General features: G+C 32.5%; 23 protein-coding genes and 3 pseudogenes. 4 read left to right on the plus strand and 22 right to left on the minus strand.

What is annotated here, in order from left to right; all coding sequences use genetic code 11:
• Positions 1-20: 20 nt before the first annotated feature.
• Entirely contained in the window at positions 21-1,775 is a 1,755-nt protein-coding gene (locus BG261_RS04735; protein WP_070792012.1) for an ABC transporter ATP-binding protein, read from the minus strand.
• Positions 1,765-3,483: an ABC transporter ATP-binding protein gene (locus BG261_RS04740; RefSeq protein WP_070792013.1), complete on the minus strand. Its 1,719-nt coding sequence runs from the start codon at positions 3,481-3,483 to the stop codon at positions 1,765-1,767. Before BG261_RS04740 ends, BG261_RS04735 begins: the two co-directional genes overlap by 11 nt.
• Before the next feature lie 251 nt (positions 3,484-3,734).
• On the opposite strand from BG261_RS04740, the gene BG261_RS04745 reads away from it, so the two are divergent.
• The 3 genes from BG261_RS04745 (at position 3,735) to BG261_RS04755 (ending at position 4,910) form a co-directional block, all read left to right on the plus strand.
• Complete coding sequence (locus tag BG261_RS04745) at positions 3,735-4,028, plus strand: hypothetical protein (RefSeq protein WP_070792014.1); 294 nt, start codon at positions 3,735-3,737, stop codon at positions 4,026-4,028.
• A 106-nt stretch (positions 4,029-4,134) separates the two neighbouring features.
• On the plus strand, positions 4,135-4,572 hold the full coding sequence (msrB, locus tag BG261_RS04750; RefSeq protein ID WP_070792015.1) for a peptide-methionine (R)-S-oxide reductase MsrB: 438 nt from the start codon (positions 4,135-4,137) through the stop codon (positions 4,570-4,572).
• A 5-nt stretch (positions 4,573-4,577) separates the two neighbouring features.
• Complete coding sequence (locus tag BG261_RS04755; protein ID WP_070792016.1) at positions 4,578-4,910, plus strand: YrdB family protein; 333 nt, start codon at positions 4,578-4,580, stop codon at positions 4,908-4,910.
• 77 nt (positions 4,911-4,987) lie between these two features.
• Here the strand turns inward: BG261_RS04755 and BG261_RS04760 are convergent, their stop codons facing one another.
• The 9 genes and pseudogenes from BG261_RS04760 to BG261_RS04795 form a co-directional block, all read right to left on the minus strand.
• Entirely contained in the window at positions 4,988-6,148 is a 1,161-nt protein-coding gene (locus tag BG261_RS04760; RefSeq protein WP_070792017.1) for an NAD(P)-dependent malic enzyme, read from the minus strand.
• Between the two features lie 29 nt (positions 6,149-6,177).
• Positions 6,178-6,336, minus strand: a pseudogene (locus tag BG261_RS04765) (2-hydroxycarboxylate transporter family protein); the annotation flags it as partial.
• Between the two features lie 186 nt (positions 6,337-6,522).
• Entirely contained in the window at positions 6,523-7,155 is a 633-nt protein-coding gene (locus tag BG261_RS04770) for a uracil-DNA glycosylase (protein WP_070792019.1), read from the minus strand.
• A gap of 136 nt (positions 7,156-7,291) precedes the next feature.
• A complete protein-coding gene (locus BG261_RS04775) occupies positions 7,292-7,957 on the minus strand; it encodes a hypothetical protein (protein ID WP_070792020.1) in 666 nt (221 codons plus the stop codon).
• 137 nt (positions 7,958-8,094) lie between these two features.
• Positions 8,095-8,583 carry a GNAT family N-acetyltransferase gene (locus BG261_RS04780; RefSeq protein ID WP_070792021.1) on the minus strand — a complete coding sequence of 163 codons (489 nt, stop codon included), beginning with the start codon at positions 8,581-8,583 and terminating at the stop codon, positions 8,095-8,097.
• Between the two features lie 2 nt (positions 8,584-8,585).
• Positions 8,586-8,954, minus strand: a complete 369-nt coding sequence (locus BG261_RS11605) for a GNAT family N-acetyltransferase (protein WP_233278903.1) — start codon at positions 8,952-8,954, stop codon at positions 8,586-8,588.
• Between the two features lie 102 nt (positions 8,955-9,056).
• A pseudogene (locus BG261_RS11610) lies at positions 9,057-9,590 on the minus strand (GNAT family N-acetyltransferase); the annotation flags it as partial.
• A gap of 154 nt (positions 9,591-9,744) precedes the next feature.
• Positions 9,745-10,947 carry an MFS transporter gene (locus BG261_RS04790; protein ID WP_070792023.1) on the minus strand — a complete coding sequence of 401 codons (1,203 nt, stop codon included), beginning with the start codon at positions 10,945-10,947 and terminating at the stop codon, positions 9,745-9,747.
• Positions 10,948-11,087: 140 nt separating this feature from the next.
• Positions 11,088-11,708: an NAD(P)H-dependent oxidoreductase gene (locus BG261_RS04795; protein ID WP_070792024.1), complete on the minus strand. Its 621-nt coding sequence runs from the start codon at positions 11,706-11,708 to the stop codon at positions 11,088-11,090.
• Between the two features lie 144 nt (positions 11,709-11,852).
• On the opposite strand from BG261_RS04795, the gene BG261_RS04800 reads away from it, so the two are divergent.
• Positions 11,853-12,647 (plus strand): alpha/beta hydrolase, encoded by a 795-nt coding sequence (locus BG261_RS04800; protein ID WP_070792025.1) that lies wholly within the window; start codon positions 11,853-11,855, stop codon positions 12,645-12,647.
• A 50-nt stretch (positions 12,648-12,697) separates the two neighbouring features.
• Here BG261_RS04800 and celB read toward each other — a convergent pair whose 3' ends face one another.
• The 11 genes and pseudogenes from celB to BG261_RS04855 all read right to left on the minus strand — a co-directional run bounded on the left by celB (position 12,698) and on the right by BG261_RS04855 (position 21,192).
• Positions 12,698-14,065, minus strand: coding sequence for a PTS cellobiose transporter subunit IIC (gene celB / locus BG261_RS04805; protein ID WP_070792026.1), 1,368 nt, complete (start codon positions 14,063-14,065; stop codon positions 12,698-12,700).
• An 11-nt stretch (positions 14,066-14,076) separates the two neighbouring features.
• On the minus strand, positions 14,077-14,586 hold the full coding sequence (locus tag BG261_RS04810; RefSeq protein WP_070792027.1) for a hypothetical protein: 510 nt from the start codon (positions 14,584-14,586) through the stop codon (positions 14,077-14,079).
• Between the two features lie 2 nt (positions 14,587-14,588).
• Entirely contained in the window at positions 14,589-14,951 is a 363-nt protein-coding gene (locus BG261_RS04815; RefSeq protein ID WP_070792028.1) for a PTS cellobiose transporter subunit IIA, read from the minus strand.
• 15 nt (positions 14,952-14,966) lie between these two features.
• A complete protein-coding gene (locus BG261_RS04820; protein ID WP_233278901.1) occupies positions 14,967-16,955 on the minus strand; it encodes a BglG family transcription antiterminator in 1,989 nt (662 codons plus the stop codon).
• 33 nt (positions 16,956-16,988) lie between these two features.
• Positions 16,989-17,303 carry a PTS cellobiose transporter subunit IIB gene (locus BG261_RS04825; protein WP_070792029.1) on the minus strand — a complete coding sequence of 105 codons (315 nt, stop codon included), beginning with the start codon at positions 17,301-17,303 and terminating at the stop codon, positions 16,989-16,991.
• A gap of 10 nt (positions 17,304-17,313) precedes the next feature.
• Positions 17,314-18,297 (minus strand): annotated as a pseudogene (locus tag BG261_RS04830) (family 1 glycosylhydrolase); the annotation flags it as partial.
• Positions 18,298-18,335: 38 nt separating this feature from the next.
• Positions 18,336-18,863 carry a helix-turn-helix domain-containing protein gene (locus BG261_RS04835; RefSeq protein WP_070792030.1) on the minus strand — a complete coding sequence of 176 codons (528 nt, stop codon included), beginning with the start codon at positions 18,861-18,863 and terminating at the stop codon, positions 18,336-18,338.
• 56 nt (positions 18,864-18,919) lie between these two features.
• Positions 18,920-19,387 carry a hypothetical protein gene (locus BG261_RS04840; protein ID WP_070792031.1) on the minus strand — a complete coding sequence of 156 codons (468 nt, stop codon included), beginning with the start codon at positions 19,385-19,387 and terminating at the stop codon, positions 18,920-18,922.
• A 347-nt stretch (positions 19,388-19,734) separates the two neighbouring features.
• The gene (locus BG261_RS04845; protein ID WP_070792032.1) at positions 19,735-19,953 is read right to left on the minus strand and encodes a glutaredoxin family protein; all 219 of its coding nucleotides are present in this window, start codon (positions 19,951-19,953) and stop codon (positions 19,735-19,737) included.
• Positions 19,953-20,711, minus strand: coding sequence for a CHAP domain-containing protein (locus tag BG261_RS04850; RefSeq protein WP_070792033.1), 759 nt, complete (start codon positions 20,709-20,711; stop codon positions 19,953-19,955). Before BG261_RS04850 ends, BG261_RS04845 begins: the two co-directional genes overlap by 1 nt.
• A 4-nt stretch (positions 20,712-20,715) precedes the next feature.
• Complete coding sequence (locus tag BG261_RS04855; RefSeq protein ID WP_070792034.1) at positions 20,716-21,192, minus strand: phage holin family protein; 477 nt, start codon at positions 21,190-21,192, stop codon at positions 20,716-20,718.
• Between the last annotated feature and the right edge of the window lie 11 nt (positions 21,193-21,203).

Genomic DNA, 21,203 nt, shown 5'->3' on the forward strand with positions numbered 1-21,203 from the left:
TTAGATTTCAGGGGTTCTCTTTATGATGCAAACTGTGCTTTATATATATCGTAATAAGCACCTTGTTTTTTAAGTAATTCTTCATGATTTCCGATTTCAACAATTTGTCCTTTGTCCATAACTAAGATTTTATCGGCGTTACGGATTGTTGACAAGCGGTGAGCAATAATGAAGCTTGTTTTTCCTTCCATCATTTTTAGAAAAGCATCTTGAATTTTTGATTCTGTTAGGCTATCAACTGAACTTGTCGCTTCATCTAATATAAGCATCTTCGGTTTACTCAACATGGTTCTTGCAATAGTTAAAAGTTGAGCTTGTCCTTGAGATATTTTAACTCCGTGTTCTCCAAGCCTTGTATCAAGTTTCTTGGGTAAACGGTCAACAAACTCGAACATGTAAGATTCTTTCAGAACATTGTATACTTCTTCGTCAGTAGCATCTGCATTACCATAGGTAAGATTTTCTCTAATCGTCCCATCAAAAAGCCAGGTATCCTGCAATACCATACCAAAGTTTGACCTTAAACTATCACGTGTAACTTGTCTGATGTCATGACCATCAACAGATACTTCACCTGTATCAACATCATAGAAACGCATAAGCAAGTTTACCAGCGTAGATTTACCTGCACCAGTTTTTCCAACAATTGCTATTTTCTCACCAGGCTGTGCCGAAAAGTTAAAATCTCTAATCAGTGGTTGACTAGGAACATATGCAAAATCTACATTTTCAAAGGCAACTTTACCAGTTACTTGATTTAGATGTGGCAAATTATCATCAGGTGTTTCTGGTTTTTGGTCGAGAATTGAAAAGGCTCTGACTATGCCAGCAAGTCCAGTCTGAACTGGTGTAATGATTCCTGAAATTTCAATGAACGGCTTCGTGAATTGTGAAGCATAAATGGTGAAAGAGGAAATCAATCCTACCGTGATATCTGCCTTGGCAACTAAAATTAGATAAGCACCTGTGAAACCAACTGCAACATAAGCTAAGTGGTCAACAAAACGTGACGATGGGTTAGTCAAAGATGAAGAAAATTGAGCTTTTTGTCCTTTATCATAAAGTTGATTATTGAGTTTTTCAAAAATTTCTTGACTATTTTTCTCCTGTTCAAAGGCTACTACTATCTTTTGATTACCAACTCGCTCGCTAATAAATGAAGAAATCTGCCCCACCATCTCTTGTTGTTTAGAGAAATTTTCTTGTGAAGATTTAGCAACCAACCATGAAACAATAAAAATTATTGGGGTTGAAAGAAGAACGACAGCTGTCAGTATTAAATTAGAACGTAGCATAGTGATTAGAGCGATAATAATTATTGCAAGTCCTGAAAATACCTGATTATAAACTGATGAAACCGCGAGTGAAATATTATCCATATCATTGGTAAAACGGCTTGTGATATCACCGTGTGGTGTACTGTCATAATAACTAAGTGGCAAATCATTTAGATGTGAAAATGTATCCTTACGCAAATCACCTACAGAAAGATAAGCTACTCGATTACCTAAAACTTTTATTAGCCACTGTGTGCTAGCAAGCACTACTACCAAAATCAAAAATAGGATGCTTATTTTTGCAAGACTGGAAAAGTTGACTTGACCAACTCCCATCATTTGGTCAATTGCATGCCCTATTTCTTTAGTTATATAAACAGATGAAATCCCTGATACAATTCCAAGAATGATTGCTGAAAAATTCTCCACCTTATATTTAGTCATATATGGGAAGAATCTTTTAAGAGCTGAAGTATTATTATTTTCTTTATTCTTCATCTTCTTCCTCCTCTTGCGATTTTGCAATTTCTTGATATAACTTACAAGTTCTTATTAATTCTTCATGTGTTCCTAATCCTGCCATTCGACCATTATCTAAAACAAGAATTTGGTCAGCATCTTCAATTGATTTTAACCTTTGAGAAATAATAATTAAAGTACTATCAATTCTCTTAAGTGCTGTTCTCAACTGTAAATCCGTTTGGTAATCAAGAGCCGAAAGAGAGTCATCAAGAATTAGAATGTTAGATTTGGCAATCACAGCACGCGCAATCGCAAGTCTTTGTTTTTGACCACCAGAGAAGTTTTTACCACCTTCAAAAATTTCAGTATCAAGTTTATCTGGCAAAGCCTCAACAAAATCTAAAGCTTGTGCAATTTCAAGAGCCTCAATACATTCTTGGTCACTGGCATTAGCCTTACCCCACTGAAGATTTTCTCTTACAGTTCCAGAAAATAGAACTGCTTTTTGTGGTGCGATTGACGTTTCCTTACGTAAATCATGGAGTTTCCAATCACGCACATCTAAGCCATTAACCTTAACTGAACCATCCGACACATCATAAAAACGTGAAATTAATTGAGTAAGTGTCGTTTTTCCACTTGCAGTTGGGCCAATAATACCCAAAGTTTGACCAGCAGGAAGTTTAAAACTTATATCCTCTAAAGCAAGTCCGTAGTCATCAGAGAATCTAAAGTTAACATGATCAAATTCAATATCTCCTTCTCCACTTGCGTCCTTAGCATTGCTTGCTTCCTTAACCGAAATATCAGTTGCCAGTACTTCTTCAATACGATTATTTGATGCGTATGCTCTAGTAAAAATTACTACCAATTCTGAAACAACTATAAGAGCTAGTAGCATCTGATTCATATAATTAACCAAGGCCAATACTTGTCCCTGTTGTAAGTTACCTATATTTACCTTATAACCACCAATATAAAATACAGCCACTACTCCAATATTCATAATCAAAGTTGTTGCTGGGCTCAAAAGAGCAGAAATATTAGTAACACGTAAATACTCCTTTGATAAATCATCAGTAGCTTCATTGAAGTTCTTCTTTTCAGTATCTCTTCTAGCAAAAGCTCTAATTACCCTGACACCAGATAGATTTTGATTAACTAATTCATTTAATCTATCAAGCTTTGCTTGTACTTTGGCATAAAGGGGAATGGACTTTTTAATAATGAAATATAGAAGAACACAAAAAATGGGAAGAAGGGCTAAAAAGATTAGTCCTATCTGAAAGTCAATGTAAAAAGCCATGACTACTGAACCAATTGATAAAAACGGAGCTCTTATAACAAGACGAATAAACATTGCCATCGCTAATTGCAGTTGATTAATATCATTAGTCATCCTTGTAATCAAGGTATCTGTTCCAAATTCATTAATCTCTTTATAGGACAATTTATTTATCTTTTTCATCAGTTCATTTCTGATTTCTGTCCCAAATCCCTGCGAAGCAATTGAAGCATAGTATTGACAAACAATTGCTGCCACAAGTCCTGCAATAGATAAAATTATCATCCAAAAGGTCATTTGGAGAACTTTTGACCAATCATTTTTCAAAATCCCCTCATCGACCATGACTGCCATTAAAAGTGGTAAGAAAAGTTCGAATACAGCTTCAAGAAACTTAAAAAAAGGGCCCAGTATTATTTGTTTTTTGTATTTTTTTGCATATCTAATTAGTGAAAACATATATACTTCCTAACTATTGGCACACGCCAAGACTGTTATTTATATTATAGCATTTTTGAAAGATTCTTTAAGAATGATAATTAGAATTAATAATATTTTTATTATAAGACCAAGAAAGCTCAAAAAATCAATCTATTGTTTTCTTTTATTATAGTTTTGTACTAAAATAAACTTACAAAATTATTTTATGACATAAATAAATTATTACCGATTATACTTATTTTTCAAACATCAAAAAGGAAGGTACAGAAATGAAAAAAGATTGGATATTTGTCCCAATGTTATGTGGGTTACTTGGATTTTTTTTAGAGATTTTTTTTAAAAGTAAATTACTTTTTAGTATATCTGGAATACTTATTTCAATATCTATTATTCTAGTGTCTTATAAACTGGGTGTAGAAAAAGACCGCTCGTTACTTAGTATTGATTTTGATTTTAGTGATACATATTTGAAATTTATTTCATTTTTTCTATTAGTTTTAGGAATTATTGGAATTTGTTTCTTTATTGTAATTAACTTTATCGATATAAACATGAAATTTTAAGTTGATATAATGATAATCTAACTGTAATGTGTGAATTTTAAAAACATATTAAGTGGAAAACTACATATCTTTTGCTATCATAAGATTAATAACAGGAGGTAACACAATGCAAAATAACAAAGAAGAATTAATCAAACGTTTAAGTCCTACAGAATATGCTGTTACTCAGGAAAATGCAACTGAAGCTCCTTTTACTGGTAAATATGATGATTTCTACGAAGAAGGATTGTATGTTGATGTTGTTTCTGGAGAACCACTTTTCACTTCAATGGACAAATTTAATGCTGGATGTGGATGGCCTGCCTTTTCAAAACCAGTAGATAGAAAAGATATTAAGGAAAAACGTGACCAAAGTCATGGAATGGAAAGAATTGAAGTAAGGTCAAAAGAAGCTGATTCTCACTTGGGACATGTATTCAATGATGGACCAAAAGAACTTGGTGGTTTAAGATATTGCATAAATTCTGCTGCACTAAAATTTATTCCAGTAGAAGACCTTGAAAGTCAGGGTTATGGTCAATACTTATCGCTTTTTAATAAATAAAATGTATGAAATTATTAAATGATGGATTTGCATTTTTATTAGAATTAGTTTCTATAATAGTTTTAGCTTACTGGGGTTTTAACTTGTCTTCAAGTAAATTAATATCAATAGCTCTAGGAATCATTATTCCACTGACGTTTATTGTTGTCTGGTGGATTTATCTAGCACCAAAATCATCACATCGTCTTGATGGTATGCAATTGATAATTCTCAAGCTACTCTTATTTTCAATAGTGACCTATACCCTCATTTCAATAAATAAAACAAATTGGGCATTTGTATTTATGATTTTTGTGGTAATTAACTTGGTATTAAGCTATATTTGGAAAACTCTTTGATATATTATAATACGTAAAAAAAGACCGATTGGTCTTTTTCATTTTATATTCATTTCTTTTAATAGACTGTTTTTTTCTTATTCAACCGCATCCATTACTGATTTTGCTACTACTTTTGCAACTCCTTCTTGGAAGGCATCTGGAATTACATAGGTTGTTGTAATTTCGTCAGCAGGGATAAGGCTTGCAATGCCTTGGGCAGCAGCAATTTTCATTGCCATTGTAATTTTCTTAGCTCTTGCATCAAGGGCTCCACGGAAGATACCAGGGAATGCTAATACATTATTGATTTGATTTGGAGAGTCACTTCTACCTGTACCTACAATATAAGCTCCACCCTCGAGTGCTTCATCTGGATAAATTTCTGGTTCTGGATTTGCCATGGCAAAAATAATTGGTTTGTCATCCATATCCTTAATCCATTCCTTTTTCAGAACGCCTGGAGCTGATACTCCAATAAAGATATCTGCACCCTCTAGTGCTTTATGTAAATCACCTGATATATGGTCTTTGTTAGTCAATTTTGAGATGTCTAAATGATGTGGCGGTAATTTATCTCCATCTTCTTCATTTAATATTCCCACCTTATCAACTACAATAAGGTTCTTTGCGCCAGCTTCTAGGAAAATTCTTGCAACTGAAAGTCCAGCAGCACCTCCGCCATTTACAACAATTTTTACATCTTCAATATTTTTATTGATAAGCTTTAAACTATTAATGACAGCCGCAAGAACAACGATTGCAGTTCCATGCTGATCATCGTGGAAAACAGGAATACTACATTCTTCAATTAATCTTTGTTCAATTTCCATACATCTAGGAGCACTAATATCTTCAAGGTTAACACCACCAAAAGTTGGAGCAAGTGCCTTTACGATAGAGATAATTTCTTCTGTATCTTGTGTATCTAAGACAAGTGGAATTGAATCAACGTTTGCAAATCTTTTAAATAGTGCAGCTTTCCCTTCCATTACTGGCATAGCAGCTTCTGGACCAATATTTCCTAATCCTAGAACTGCTGAACCATCACTTATCACTGCTACGGTATTTTTCTTTGTTGTTAATTCATATGCTAGATCTTTATCACCAGCTATTTCCATAGAAACCGCTGCAACTCCTGGAGTATAAGCGATACTTAAATCTTCTTTGTTATCAATTTTTACTTTAGGAACAACTTCTAGTTTCCCACCATGTTCTTTTGCTTGTTCAATTGCTAGTGCTTTAACATCTTTTGTCATTTTCTTCTCCTTTAATTATATTATACTACTTAAAATATTACTCTTAATATCCCAGTCATGCTAATAACAATTATTGCTCCACCTAATCGTGTAGCTACTTGAGCAAAAGGCATCAAATTCATTCTATCAGCTGTACTTAGAATTGCTACGTCACCTGTTCCTCCCATAGAATATTGACATGTAGAGATAGAAAAAATATTTTTGATTTTATTAAGAATCATCTATGCGTCAGTGAATAAGTATACAAAATATCTTAAGGAACATCATTATGTAGATGATAAGTCTATATACACAAAAGTTGGCAGACCTTATAAAGTATTTTATAAAATATAAAACTATCAAGAAATTTCTCCTTGATAGTTTTTTTAGTATTCTCAAATGATTTCTGACAGTTTTTGCCAATCCTCTTCTATAACATTCTTTAACTTACTATTATAAAGTACCGCCGCCGGATGATAGAGTGGAAAAATTTTATATGTTTCATGTGATAATTGATAACCATTAGCTTCATCATTTAAAACTTGTATTTTAGAATCAAATAATTTTCCATGCCAATCCGATATTTTATATTGATTTCCCAAAAGTCTGTGTAATGCAGAGTTACCCATAGGCGCAAGAATTTTAGGTTTAATAGATTGAATCTCAAAATCAATCAGAGGTGCATGGATTAATATTTCCTTTTTTGTTGGAGTTCGATTTGGATGAGAAAAAGTAAATTCACCAGTTTTCTTATTTAGCTTTTTTCTAGTATGAAAGGGTCTAGAACGCACTACACTAGTAATATAGATATCACTTCGCTTCAAATTAATGGACTCTAGCCATTCGTCTAACCATTTCCCAGCCTGACCACTGAATGGAATATGTGTTTCGATTTCAGTTCGTCCTGGAGCTTCACCAACAAACATGACTTTGGGCTCAATGCTTCCCTGTCCCGATAGGAAACCTTCAAGAGGCATGTCTTTTGTCGCCGCTAAAATTTGTTTAACTAATTTTTTAGGATAATCCATTTTTGACTTCTCCTATTAATATTATTTGTTCTTATTATAACACGTGCTTGGTTAAAATTTTTCCAAAAATATTTTAACCAAGCAAAAAAGAGGTAAAAATGACCTCTTTTAAAAATAGATTTCTTATTTTTTTGAATTACTTTTTAGGATCTAAAACTGCATTGAATTCGTGTTCTTCGTTTTCGTTATCATCACCTTCTGCAGTGGCTTTAAATGATACATTAATTGATTTAATTTTTGCTAAATCATAAGAATCAGATTTTTCAAATTTGAAATGAATATATCCTTCTTTATCACCTTTTGAAAAAGCACTTGACAAAGTATTTCTAAATGATGTGGCTTTTATTTCAGTACCATCTTCAAGAATAATTGTTGCATCTTCTGGATGAAGTTTAACCTTCTTATCACCGTCATTTGTAAATGAATAATGTAGTGCTAATGCACCAGAGTATTCAACTTCATCTTCATTTTCTTTGAATTTTTCAGTATCTACAACTTTTGCTCCATCGATACTAAGTACAACATTTTCCCATGAATCATCCTTATAATCTAAGGCAAATTCATATGTACCTTTTACTTTAGGATTTTTACTATCTGTTGCTACTTCTTCAAAATCTCCGATTTTAGAGAAGTCTGATTCGACACCTGCAACTACGTTACCTGAACTATCAGAAGTTGCCACAACTTTATCACTTTCTTTTACTAAATCGCCACTAGTTTTTTCCTTTTGAGAGCAGCCAGCAAGACCAAATGCAAGAAATGTCGCTGCAAGAGTCATTGTTAAAATTTTTGTTTTTTTCATTTTAATATCTCCCTTCTTAAGCAAAGGATAACAAATAAAGAAAATATATGCAAAAATAAAGTTACGAAAAAAATATGATTTTATTAAATCTCATATATATAAAGTTTTTAAATATATCTTCTACTACAAGACTATTCTTATAAATCAAACTTCATCACATACTCTTCTACTTCTTCATCAGATCTTGTAAAAAATTTACTATCAACAATTTTAAAATTATTTTTTTGATAAAAAGAAACTGTCGGATTTTCGGCTAATACTTCGAGATAAACTTCTTGATATTTTTTACTTTCAGCATAATTTATCACTTGATCAAGTAGAATTTGTCCAATACCATTTTTATGGTATTTTTTAAGAAGATAGAGAGTTGCTAAATAAAATTTTCCATCACGTATTTCAATTGAAGAAAAGCCAATAATATTATCTTCGTCATCTACCGCTAAATATATTGGTAGGTCAGAATACTTAAGATTATTAATCCACATTTTCTTTCTGTCTTCATATTTAAGATTGTCAAGGAATTCTTGATTTACAATTCCAACATATGCTTCTCTCCAAGAATCAACGTGAACTTTTGAAATTGCATCCTCATCCCCAATACAAGCTAATCTATAGTCAATCTTCATATTTATTCCCACTCATGAATCATTATAAATTCATCTTCATCGTCACGCTCATAAGTATTTACGAATCCAAGTGACTCATAAAACCCAATAGCTGCAACATTCTCTTCTTCCACCGTCAAGTACATCTTGTTCGTCAGATTTGCTGACAAAATTTTGATATAAGAGATTAGTTCCTGAAGTGCTCTTTTCCCATATCCCTTGCCTTGAAAATTGCGATCTATGAAAAAGTGCCATATAGAATACATCTTAAGCTCCACATCATAATTGATAGAAACATATCCAATCAATTCTTGTCCTAAATAAATACCAAATGCACGCGCCTCTTCTTTATTAGCATATATGTAAGCTAGGCTCCTTGGAACATCAGCCACAAAATTCTTCTGCTCCTCTTTGACAGTAAGCTCCAAAATATCATCAATATTGGAGTTGTTTACTTCAACAAGCTCAATATCCCTTGAACTGTTTAGATATCTCCACTCACTCCTTAAAATTCCAAATTTAATGGAGTCATAATATTTATTTTGGTAAAATCTAACTTTACGAATCTTGGCTTCTTGTGTCATAGATAATTTTTGACCCAATCTAATCATACCTTTATTACCTGACCAAGTAGTAAATCCAAGTCTTTCAAGTTCGGGATAGAGGTCAAAAAGATATTCTATCCATAGTGTCAGTGAAGCTCTTCCTATTCCTTTGCTCCAATCATCTTGATTATAGATTACAAGACCAAATTCTAACCACTTTCTTAAATTACCATCCTCCCAGTAAGCTGAAACAGTAGCTACTAATTTTTCATCATAATAAATTAAGCCGAAATTATCATCATCAATTCTTTTGCTAAAATGATTTTTAAATTCTTCCCAGTTTAAAATAGGGTCGTTAAAATATGGTCCATTCCACTTCATCCATTCTAAATCAGCTTTTGAACCAAAAGAAATGTCATATAATTCTTTTAATTGATTTTCTGTTAACCCTTTAATCTCTATTTTTCCGCTCTTTAAATACAAATTTTGCCTCTTTCATTTTTAATATATAAGTATCTGAGCAACTATTTGTTAAACTTTTCATTTTTTCTCTCCTTCTTCACCGTGAACTTCACTTATTTTATTCAAGTATAAAGGATTAATATTGTATTTACAATAAAAAATAGAGTTGATTATATCAAACTCTAGATTTACTTTTATTTATTGTGTATCCATACATTATTATTAGAATTGTAAGAGCAACTACTAAATAAAGTACTAGATTATAGTTATTGAAAATTTTCAATGATAGATTGCAGACTAGCACTCCTAACATACCACTTATTTGATGTAGTAGCATATTAATTGATAATAATTTTCCGACTCCTGAAATGCTTTCTCCCGTAATTATCGCTGCTGCTTGGGATAGAATACCTGAATAAGTGATTCCAAAAATAAAAACAAAAAATGAAAATTTTATTAATGGAGCTATTGGAGTAATCATTAATATAAATGCAATCGTTCTTAATATGAGTAATATTAAAAGTAAATTTTTTCTGTTTTTGAATAGTTTATCCGATAATATTCCTACACTTATCCCACCGATTATTACAAATAATCCGAAGGTAGACATTAATCTTGAAATAATGTCTTTATTAAGCAGCTCATTTTTCATTAAGAGAACTAAATTAGTATCCATAATTCCCATGGACATTCCACATATACATGACGAAAGTATTGAAAATTTTATTTTTGAAGAAGAAAAAATATTTTTAAAAGCTAAAATCCATGAATCTGATTTTATTATTTTTCTTGGCTCAACTTGCTTGTCTGTTTTGCCAAGTAAGAAGATATTTATTGGAGCAATAATAATGAATGAAAAGAGAATAATCTTGTATCCAAGTTTCCATGAGTTTGTACTTGCTAGGCTAGTCCATAAGGGAGAGAATAAGGCAAGTCCAAAAGCATTACAATTTGCAAGCATTGAAAGCGCAAATCCTTTTTGTTCAGGATATTTTTTTGAAATATAATACTGTGTAACTACTCCCCAAGACATACCATAACCAAAGCCACCGAGGAGACCAAAAGATATGTTAAACAAATGATAATCTTTTGTCAGAAGAGATAGGGATAACGAGAGAATAATTACGAGGTTTCCATACAGGAGTGTTTTTTTTACTCCAACTTTATCAAGAAGCCAGCCGGCAAATAGGCTTGATATGCCAGATGTCAACATGAGCATGCCGGATGAGAGGGCAATATTTGTGCTTGATGTATGGAAGTAATCTGCAATAGGACCTAAGAAGAATTGAAAGGAATTTCTCAAAGAATTAATTACAATCCCATAGAGGCAGGTGACTGTCAGACAAATAAAAAATCTAAAATCTTTAATTACTTTCAATGTGAACCCCCATATTATCTAGCTATAATAATTATTTTACTCTTGTTTTAGAAGATTGTTCATATAGTTTTTTTATGAGGTCATAAATTTATTGAATGCAAAAAAGAACTGAGATTCCCTCAATTCTTTTAAACTTTATATTAAAATTCTTTTGCAATTGCTACAGCTTTTTCAACTGCATTGTTGATGATTTCTTCAGTACGTGCTGGATCATAATCAGCACCTTCGATGAATACTTGTTGAAGGTCATCAATACCGATGAAGTTAAAAATTGTTTTAACATATTGTGATGCTGGATCTTCTCCACCATATACACCACCATTTGCTTGAATATGAACAACTTTTTTACCATCCGCAAGTCCCACTGGTCCTTCAGCAGTGTACTTAAATGTTTTACCTGCAACGTTTATAGTATCAAACCATGCTTTAAGACGAGTTGGGATGTTAAGATTCCATAATCCGTTTGCAACGATAACTTTGTCAGCATTTACGAATTGTTCAGTTGATTCATTGAAACGAGCAATTTTCGCTTGTTGATCTTCTGATAAATCTGTGAAGGCTGCACCTGATTGAAGTGCTCCCCAACCAGACATGATATCTAAATCGATTTCTGGGAAATCTTCATTATATAATTCAACTACTGTTATTTCATCATTTGGATTAGTTTCTTCATAAGTTTTTAAAAATTCTTCAAAAACTTTCATTGATTTTGAGTTTTCACCATCTAATGGGTGACCTTTGATAGCAAGAACATTTGCCATGTTAATTCTCCTTAAATATTAATTAATTTACTTTGTTATTATATGCCTAAAATTTACATATGTAAATTAAAATGTCTTAAAAGTTTTACATTTATTTTAAATGGCTAAAGTGCTATTATTAAGAAAAAGACAAAGGAGATCAATATGGCACTATTTAAAATCAGTTATTTCTCCAATTCTCTAGCTAAAGAAATGGAAATGGAAGTTATTCTTCCACAAAAAACAGAAAATACACCAGATTGGACGCAAGATCAACTCTCAGATTTACCAGTTCTCTATCTTCTTCACGGTATGGGTGGTAACGAAAATAATTGGTTACGTAGAACTCGGTTTGAACGTCTTATAAGAAATACAGCTCTAGCCGTAGTCATTCCAAATGGTGACTTATCTTGGTACAATAATACGACTTACGGGCTTAAGTATTTTGATGCCCTAGCAATTGACCTGCCAAAAATCGTTCATGAGTTTTTTCCTCAAATATCTCAAAATCCTGATAAAAACTTTATTGCTGGAGCTTCAATGGGTGGGTACGGTGCTTTCAAAACTGCACTAGCAACTAAACAGTTTGGTTATGCTGCCTCACTATCCGGTGCTCTCTTGGGAATTGAAAACAAAGAACTAAGATCATTTAGGGATGCTGAATATTGGTATGGAGTTTTTGGTGATCAGTTTGAAAATCCGAAAAATAATCTACTTGAGCTTGCTCAAAGAAAAATTAAAAACATTGATGAAATTCCTAAACTATTTGCTTGGTGTGGAAAAGAAGATTTCCTTTTTGAAGATAATCAAAAGTTAGTTAGTGACTTCAAAAACATAGGAATTAATATTGACTATAGAGTTGATGAGGGTAAACATGATTGGTACTATTGGGATCAACAAATTGAAACAGTTTTAGAATGGCTCCCAATTGATTATGTCAAAGAAGAAAGATTAAGCTAAATTTACATATATTATAAAAGTGCTGGGCTTAGACCCAACACTTTTTATTTTTATTTTGCTTCAACTGGATTTTGAGTTGTTTTAACTCCTTGTTCTTCTTTGTATAGTTTGCTGTCATACATTTTAATAAATGGGTACCATATTACAAATGCCACTACTGAACATACCAAAGATAATATAATTGCTTTCCAATCTCCACCTGACCCAATAAAAGCTCCAATACCTACCGGTGATGGCCAAGGCATCTGAGCGACAATTGGCCTTACGATTTCTAATTTAATCGCAAAGTATGCAATTGAAGCTGTAGTCATCGGTGCTAAGAAAAATGGAAGTGCAAGGTATGGATTATAAACAATCGGTAATCCAAAAATAAGCGGTTCATTAATATTAAATATACCTGGTGTAACAGAAGCCTTTCCTAATACCTTCAACTGGTCTGATTTTGCAAAGAATGCTAAGAATAGAACCAATCCTAATGTTGCTCCTGAACCGCCATTGATTACATATGAATTCTGGAATTCTCCTGCAAAAGGATAATTTGCTCCATTTGCATTTGCTGCCATATTTGCTAATACGATAGGAGTTAAGAATGAACCGATAATAGTTGCTCCATGAATTCCCACTACCCATAGTGCATGAATTAAGAAATATATAACCAGAATTCCTATCCAACTATTGGTTAGATTAGTTACGAAACTAAATGGAATATATATAAGTTTGAATATATCTGTACCTAAGAATATCAAGATACCATTGATTAATATAATAGCAAAAGCTATAACAAATGTAGGAATCAAGGCAGTAAATGAACGAGATACACCGGGTGGTACTGTATCAGGCATCTTAATAACCCAATTTCTTCGAACACACATGAAGTATAATCTAGTCGCTACTATAGCCATAATAATTGCAGTGAATATTCCAATCGCTCCTAATCGATCTACTCCACCACTAACTCTAAAACCACTGATTACCTTTTCATTATCAGTAACAATATTTACCAATTCCATCCTTCCGTTATTCATAACAATTTCAGGCAATGTCATAAGGAAGGCAAACATTGAAAGTAAAGCACCGGTCACAGGACTTACATTTAGCTTTTCTTCATCACGCTCAATTTTAGTTAACTCATAACCAATTACAATACCAAAATATAAAGCAAGCATTCCCATAGTTGCAGTATTTGCAACCATGTATAAGCTACTATACCTATAGATTGTATTATTAAAAAGATTTTCTAATGCAGCATTGTTGAATGCCATAGGTATTATATTTAATACTAAGAACATTGATCCTACAATTGTGAATGGAATTGAGGCCATACCTGCAGCCATTACTGCTCGAACTATTTTAGTCTGGGCAAGTTTACCCATTGGCTTCATTAAATGTTTTTCCAAAAAATCAAAAGTTTTGTTCATTTTTATTCTCCTTAAGAATGTATTTGAAGCGATTTTTCATATTGTTTAATTCTTTGATAGTGTTTATCTTCATCATGACTTATTTTTTTAAGCCTTTGTTCTACAAATATACACAATATTATTCCAAGTAAAGCAAAAGATGCAATTACTAATCTTGCCAGAAGAGTAGAATTCATGAAAGGATAAATATAATTAAAAGTATTATTACTTGTAGATATGACTATTAAAGCGTTTACAAAAAATTGTAAAAAATAAAATATCTTGGTGTAAGGTACCTTGTTAGTAGGAGTACTATATAATTTAATTTGCTCAAACATTGCAGGTATCATTACAATAATTAAAATTGCAGGAATTATAGCAAATAAAGATTTACTAAAGACTAATAGGATTACCCAATAAAGGTTAGCAAAAAAGAGGGTGGCAGTAATATAGCGAACTATCAAATAACGGTTATAGTACATTGATTGCAAACTAGTTTGTTTTTTCCTTGCTTCTAAAGCTGCTTTCTCATGATTATTCATTATCAAGCTCCCTTTAATTCCTTAATTAAATCTAAAATTTCCCTGTTTTGGCGATATACATTAATTAATTCTTGTGCCATTTCATTAAGAGTCATAGTTGTCATTAGGTGATCTTGAGCATGAACCATGATTATTTCCATTTCAATTTTCTTACCAGATGCATACTCTTTTAATAAATCTGTTTGGGACTTATGAGCTAGTAGAATCTGCTCATTAGCATCTTTCAACAGTTGATCTGCTTCATCAAAGCTCCCCTCCCTCATTTGAGAGAATGCTTGGTGAATAGTACTTCTCGCCTCACCACTATGTAAGATAATCTCGAAGGCGGCTACTTGAATATCTTCACTTTTCATTTCTTCATTCATATTTTCTCCCTCCTTCTAATCAATTAATCTAAGAAAATTATTTCGAAAATGCTCAAAAGTTATATCTTGTAAAATATCATTTTGCAAGTTCTCAGACTCGACAAGTTTTACAATTGCCTTAGTTATGGAAATCAAATTTTCATTTTCAATATATGATGGTGATATCAGAAATACAAACTTTACATTGGCATATTCATCATTCCAAGAAAAGCCCTTAGGTATCACTCCAATTGCAACCTTTGTAGTCATTCCCACAGGAAGAACTGGGTGAGGCACTGCCACAGTTTCGCTAAATAGAATTTGCCCCATTGATTCCCTTTGGTTAATTTGCTCAATCATCCGTTCCTTATAGTCTTCACGCTCACTTTGAGACGCTTTCGCCAAAAGTTCATCTAAAATACATTTTTTAGAAATATTCTCTCCTTCGAAAATTTCAAACATTTCTTTTGAAAGTTGACTATCAAAAATCTGTTCATTCCTTTCAGCATTAGAATTATTTTCCAACATTATCTTCTTGTCTTTGTTATTCAAACTAGAAATTATATTTCTAATAGAATATGTATCTTCGCTATTTAAAAAGACACTTACATGAACAACAGGAACTTTAAATACCATGGAAGAAAGGCTTATAGAGGAAATTATTAATTCGGCATCTCGTAGACTTTCCTCACATATTTCGTAATAACCAAGAACATCAACTATAGTCAGATAATTTGAAAATTCTTTTTCTACTCTAGTCTTCAATAATTGAGCACTTCCATACCCTGTTGCACAAATTATCAAAGTTTTTATTTTTTGATTTTCCTTATATTTTTCGATTGCCGCCATAAGGTGGAGAGTTAGATATGCCCACTCGCCATCATTGATTGTATATTTTCTTAAACTTGATATCTCACCGAGACGCTTTTTAGTTAACTCAAAAGTTGCTTGATAATTCTTTACTATTTCACTAAGAAGAGGGTTGTCTTGTACTATGTTCCTCTCCAAACGCACAAGCATTGGACGAATATGATCAAGAAGACCATTTTTTAAGTTAATATCTGAGGATAGCGGATATCCAGTTTCCTCTTCCATAACCTCAAGAGCTTGATCAAGCTCTGCTTCTAAAATATCACATGATTTATATCCTGAGATACTTGATTTTGACATTAAATGAAGGGCTAAATAGGCAACTTCTTCTTTGGGAAATTTAATATTTATTGATTCTTCAATTCTTTTAATAATCCTTTTTGCTACTTCATATTCGGTTGAATTATTGATATCTAAATCAATTCCTAGATCCTTTATTTCAGAACCCACAAGAATTCTTTTAATGCTTAAGGATAAATGAAGCACTAAATTTTGAATTATATAATCGGAAAGCTTGATCTTTTCTTGTCTACATTCATCAAGAATAATGATAGTCAATTCCTGAAAACTAATTTGATTAAAAAAGTTATTAAAATCAATATATTTCTTCACTGTATCTAGGTAAGAATTGCCAAAGAAATACTCTAAAATGAAATGTCTTTTATTTCTTTCTTTACCTTCGATATAAATTTCTTTTTTGCTTTTCTTAGCTAGTTTTAGATTATAAGGTTCAATAATTTCTTTAATTTCATTAATATCTTTGTTTAAAGTAGATTTGCTAAAGAACATTTCCTTAGATAATTTATCAAGGATTATTACTTCATCTTCAAGTAAGAGTCTATTGAGGATAAATTTTTGTCTCTCACTTGCTTCAGAATAATCAGTATCAATCATTGAAAAATTCATGCGGTGATCAACTTTGTTTAGAAATTTATCAAATAACAATCGATCATTAATGACTAAAGAGTACCCTTTCCCCTGTTTAGATTCGATATCTGCCCCATTTTTGCTTAATAACTCCTTAATATTAGATAAATAGGATCTTACCGTTCTATCAGAAATTGACATATGAGAAGCTAGATACTTACTGGTCAGAAAATCTCCATGTGCTTTTATTAAAAGTTGTAATAACTCTTTTTCTTTGCCTTTCATCATAAGTAAGTATCTCCCAATAAATATTTCATAGAATTAAATATTTTCTTCCACAACTGCTACTAGTTTTTCAATTCCTGACGGAATTGGTACGTAAGCTTGGAATGGTATGCTTACGACCGGCTTACCAACCTCTTGCCCATTTTTCTGAAATCTTTCCAAATACATTGATGTCTGCGGGCTGATTAGGAATAAATCAAAATCACTATCTTTGATCATTTGCTCACCTTGTGTTGCAGGAACAGCATCAAGTTCAATTTCTTTACCTTGGTTAGTAAAAAAATCAGTTGTTTTTTTTGCCATCATAGAAGATGACATTCCTGCTGCACAAATTATTAATGCTTTTTTCATTTTATCCACCCTAAAGCTTTTCACCATTAGATTCAATTACATCTTTATACCAGTAGAATGAATCTTTTTTAGCACGTTCTAGACTTCCTTCACCCTTGTTATCCTTATCAACATAGATGAAGCCATAACGTTTTTCCATTTCTCCAGTTCCAGCAGAAACTAAGTCTATACAACCCCAAGGAGTGTATCCCATAAGATCAACACCATCTTCAACAACTGCTAACTTCATTTGTTCAATATGGGCTTTAAGATATTCAATACGATATTCATCATGTATTGAACCGTCATCTTCTACCTTATCATAAGCCCCAAAACCATTTTCAACTATAAACATTGGCTTGTTGTACATATCTTGGAACCAGTTTAGTGAGTAGCGAAGCCCTTCAGGGTCGATTTGCCATCCCCAATCAGAAGCTTGTACGAATGGGTTTTTAACTAAATCTTTTGATTCATCATAATCATAGTAAGAATCTGATCCATTATGCTTAATTGCAAATGACATGTAGTATGAGAATCCAATATAGTCTACAGTACCTTCAAGTAAGTCTTTTTTATCTTGTTCAGTAAATTCAACTGATATTCCCTTTCTTTCCCAGTTATTCAAAATATACTGAGGATAAAATCCATGGACATGAACATCAGCAAAATAATATCTGAGTTCCATAGCTTTCTGAGCCATCAAGATATCCTTAGGATTACAAGTTGCTGGATAAATTGGGCACATGGCAATCATGCAACCAATCTCAAAATCAGGATTAATTTCCTTAGCTATTTTCACCGCACGCGCACTAGCAACAAGCTCATTATGTGCTGCTTGATACATTATCTCTTCACGGTTATCGCCTTCTTTGTAGTAAATTCCTGAGTTAGTAAATGGTGCAAAATCTTCATTATAATTAGCCTGATTATTTATTTCATTGAAGGTCATCCAGTACTTAACTTTATCTTTATAGCGTTTGAAACAAACTGTCGCAAAGCGAACGAAGAAGTCAATCGTTGCCCCTAAAACACACTAAATAAAAAAAGCAGATGTTAGTCTGCTAGTTCATTTCTTTGCTTTTCAAGTTCATCTATCAGCTCTTTGATTGTGATTGCTTGAACCCCACTTTTTTCAGCTTTATTAATTTCTTCATTCAGCTTACTAATTTCAGATCTTTCTTGAGGAGAATCAAATGGATCAGTCGAATAGTATTCAGTATAAATATAATCTGAAATATATTTGAATCCCAATTCTTTGTATTCATTGAAAATTGGATACACTTTAAACTGCGGTCCATACGCCATTAAATCTTCTAGTGCATATTTTAATAGTTCATCTAATGATATTGTATACTTAATATCGTCTTGTCTTTCAAGAGCTAGAAGCACATTTAATGTATCTCCAGGAGTTAAATTAGTAACCTCAGCAAGTGCTTGAATAACTTCAACTTTCCAGGTCTTAACTTCCCGATTACTTGAATTGAGCAATGTACTTGTTGGAATTCCTGTGATATTTGAAACTTCATTTCTTGTTATTTGGTAAGGCTCTAGGTACTTATCCATCACTTTTTTGTCAGTCATTATTTCTCCTTTATTTAAAGAAAAACCTCTGAATTGAGGCTTTTCAAATTTTATATTTAGAAAGTTCTTATTGTAGTATCTAATACTTTGAATGAACATCTAGGCTTGTCATATTGAATATGTGCTAGTGCGACTGAGTTATCAGTACGAGAACCACGAATTGTAACTCTTATTGTTTTGCCGTTTAACATTTCTAATCCATCTAACGACTGCTCTTTACCTTCATCGTCTTTTTGAGTTTTTTCATAATAGCTAAATGCAGCCCACATGTTTTTTAAAGAAAAACCGAGGTCGGTCCTTTCAATAACATCATAATCAACCCCGTTAATATCAATAGTCATAACTTTTTCCCATTGATCATTAACTAAATAGTTTATTTCGTCTTTTTTACCAATCTTCACATCTTCAGGTTCTTTGAAACCAGTAACCTTACTAATTTCTAAAAGACAATTTTCTAGTTGAGCTACTTCTTTTTGGCTTTTAGTGATAATTTCGGTATTGTAAATTTTGTGAGTTTGTTTCATTTTATTTCCTCTTTCGTTTTCTGAGGAACTTATGCTATAATTTTCTTAGAGCGCAAGTTCTAGTTCTAAAGAGTTACTCATTGATTTTCGAAGGTCTTGAGTATCTCTTTTTTGTTATCTTTACTATACTGTTATTATATCCCATTTTTGGGATATTGTAAAGCAATAACTATAATATTTTTAAATTTATTTTTAAACCAATAAAAAAAGCCCTAGGAAATGCTAGAGCTAATACACTATTTTAAAATTTATAGGAGTATTTCTCCTTTCTTTATAGATTTTCTACTAAGCTAGAATGGTAGATTAAGGAGTTCCTCTCTTTCTTTATTTAATTTGACTGCAGAGGCTTAGTGCAGCAATGTTTTGAGCTTATTCATATCAAGACCTGTGAACATCTCATCATCAATTTTAATAACTGGTGCTGATCTAAATCCTGCTTCTTTCAGCTCGTCTATATAATCAAAAATACTTAATTCTTGGAATTCAATTCCTTTAGACGTTAAGTGTTTTTTTAATATTTTGCAGGGTTGACAATTTGACTTAGTGTATATTGTTACTTGCTGCATTACCTAAAACTTCCAAAATTCGTTACTCGACGTCCATTTTCAGAATTTCCAACAGCTACGTAACGACGATTACCACTCGCTGCGATGTAAGTAACCCAAATATATCCGTCACTATCAAGCCAACCATCATAGTTGATTTCCATAGAAGGACCATAAGTTGCCACTACGTTACCTGATAAGCTTGCTTTGTCTCTTACATTCAATGCTGAAACTTCTACTGTAAATGTTCCATACTCTTCATTTACTTTTGTTGATGTTCCACTTGTGGGCGGTTTAGTTGCTGGAGTATCTGAGTAAGGAGGATAAAACCACCCTAGAATTTCTCCTTCAAAGTCTGCGTACTCTCTGACAATGTAACGAGCTGGTCCACCAATTTCAAGTGCCTCAGGATGATATTGACCGTCTATCACACCTTCCACATTTTGTTCAACTGTTTCCAAGGTATATCCGTCGCCGTCTTTGATAACTAGACCTGTGTGTCCATACGGGTGATCGTACGTTTGCATTACAAAGAATGCTCCTGCTCTAGCAACACTATTAGGATTGTTCCATTCGTTATATTCAACTTTAAATCCTTGTGCTGCGGCGCTATTTAATAGGTCAATAGCATTACCCCATAATGCTACACCAAAGAACTGGGTACAAATCCAGTTTGGCAAATCAACACATTGAGTACCGTATACTCCATCTGCATCAACTCCTACACCTTTATTTGCTAAATCGCATGCATAATTAATTACTTCGTTTTTTTTTGTCATTTATTTACGCTCCTTTTTCATCATCTTTTTCAATTTGTTTCAAGGTATTATCAAGAACTATAATCTTAGCTTTTGAATTATCTAGTTTTCTTATTTTAGACTGTAGTTCCTGATCTGCAGATAAAGTTTTACTTAAAAAATCTCCTACATCGAATTCAAAAATCAAACTAAGATTTGCTACTATACTTGCTAGTTCTTTACGACTGTACGCTACAATAACTGGTGGCATTGCTATCTTTGCAATTCCTAAATACTGTTCAATCGTCGGCACATCAAACATATCAGCAAAATCTATAACTAATACAACGACTGTAAATAAGATAAAGGCAATGAATTTCTTCATTAAGCCCTCGTTTCCTTTGTCTGATGAATAAAGATTATTTTTTTTTGAAACAATCGTTCCTAAGATATAATCTGTAGCGAGTATGATAGCGAAAATTGTAACTAGCACTACCATCGTTTTATTAAATAGTAAATCCATTTTTCTCCTTT

This window comes from Floricoccus tropicus (genome assembly GCF_001832905.1).
In the GTDB taxonomy this organism is placed as follows: Bacteria; Bacillota; Bacilli; order Lactobacillales; family Streptococcaceae; genus Floricoccus; species Floricoccus tropicus.

Excerpts from the sequence above, each read along its gene's own strand:
- BG261_RS04810 (WP_070792027.1), bottom strand. The coding sequence starts at position 14,586 with ATGAATAATCATGAGAAAGCAGCTTTAGAAGCAAGGAAAAAACAAACT.
- BG261_RS04740 (WP_070792013.1), bottom strand. The coding sequence starts at position 3,483 with ATGTTTTCACTAATTAGATATGCAAAAAAATACAAAAAACAAATAATA.
- BG261_RS04855 (WP_070792034.1), bottom strand. The coding sequence starts at position 21,192 with ATGGATTTACTATTTAATAAAACGATGGTAGTGCTAGTTACAATTTTC.
- BG261_RS04815 (WP_070792028.1), bottom strand. The coding sequence starts at position 14,951 with ATGAATGAAGAAATGAAAAGTGAAGATATTCAAGTAGCCGCCTTCGAG.
- BG261_RS04800 (WP_070792025.1), top strand. The coding sequence starts at position 11,853 with ATGGCACTATTTAAAATCAGTTATTTCTCCAATTCTCTAGCTAAAGAA.
- BG261_RS04820 (WP_233278901.1), bottom strand. The coding sequence starts at position 16,955 with ATGATGAAAGGCAAAGAAAAAGAGTTATTACAACTTTTAATAAAAGCA.
- BG261_RS04795 (WP_070792024.1), bottom strand. The coding sequence starts at position 11,708 with ATGGCAAATGTTCTTGCTATCAAAGGTCACCCATTAGATGGTGAAAAC.
- BG261_RS04745 (WP_070792014.1), top strand. The coding sequence starts at position 3,735 with ATGAAAAAAGATTGGATATTTGTCCCAATGTTATGTGGGTTACTTGGA.
- BG261_RS04780 (WP_070792021.1), bottom strand. The coding sequence starts at position 8,583 with ATGAAGATTGACTATAGATTAGCTTGTATTGGGGATGAGGATGCAATT.
- msrB (WP_070792015.1), top strand. The coding sequence starts at position 4,135 with ATGCAAAATAACAAAGAAGAATTAATCAAACGTTTAAGTCCTACAGAA.
- BG261_RS04735 (WP_070792012.1), bottom strand. The coding sequence starts at position 1,775 with ATGAAGAATAAAGAAAATAATAATACTTCAGCTCTTAAAAGATTCTTC.
- BG261_RS04825 (WP_070792029.1), bottom strand. The coding sequence starts at position 17,303 with ATGAAAAAAGCATTAATAATTTGTGCAGCAGGAATGTCATCTTCTATG.
- BG261_RS04835 (WP_070792030.1), bottom strand. The coding sequence starts at position 18,863 with ATGACTGACAAAAAAGTGATGGATAAGTACCTAGAGCCTTACCAAATA.
- BG261_RS04755 (WP_070792016.1), top strand. The coding sequence starts at position 4,578 with ATGAAATTATTAAATGATGGATTTGCATTTTTATTAGAATTAGTTTCT.
- BG261_RS04775 (WP_070792020.1), bottom strand. The coding sequence starts at position 7,957 with ATGAAAAAAACAAAAATTTTAACAATGACTCTTGCAGCGACATTTCTT.
- BG261_RS04770 (WP_070792019.1), bottom strand. The coding sequence starts at position 7,155 with ATGGATTATCCTAAAAAATTAGTTAAACAAATTTTAGCGGCGACAAAA.
- BG261_RS04850 (WP_070792033.1), bottom strand. The coding sequence starts at position 20,711 with ATGACAAAAAAAAACGAAGTAATTAATTATGCATGCGATTTAGCAAAT.
- BG261_RS04845 (WP_070792032.1), bottom strand. The coding sequence starts at position 19,953 with ATGCAGCAAGTAACAATATACACTAAGTCAAATTGTCAACCCTGCAAA.
- BG261_RS04760 (WP_070792017.1), bottom strand. The coding sequence starts at position 6,148 with ATGACAAAAGATGTTAAAGCACTAGCAATTGAACAAGCAAAAGAACAT.
- BG261_RS04840 (WP_070792031.1), bottom strand. The coding sequence starts at position 19,387 with ATGAAACAAACTCACAAAATTTACAATACCGAAATTATCACTAAAAGC.
- celB (WP_070792026.1), bottom strand. The coding sequence starts at position 14,065 with ATGAACAAAACTTTTGATTTTTTGGAAAAACATTTAATGAAGCCAATG.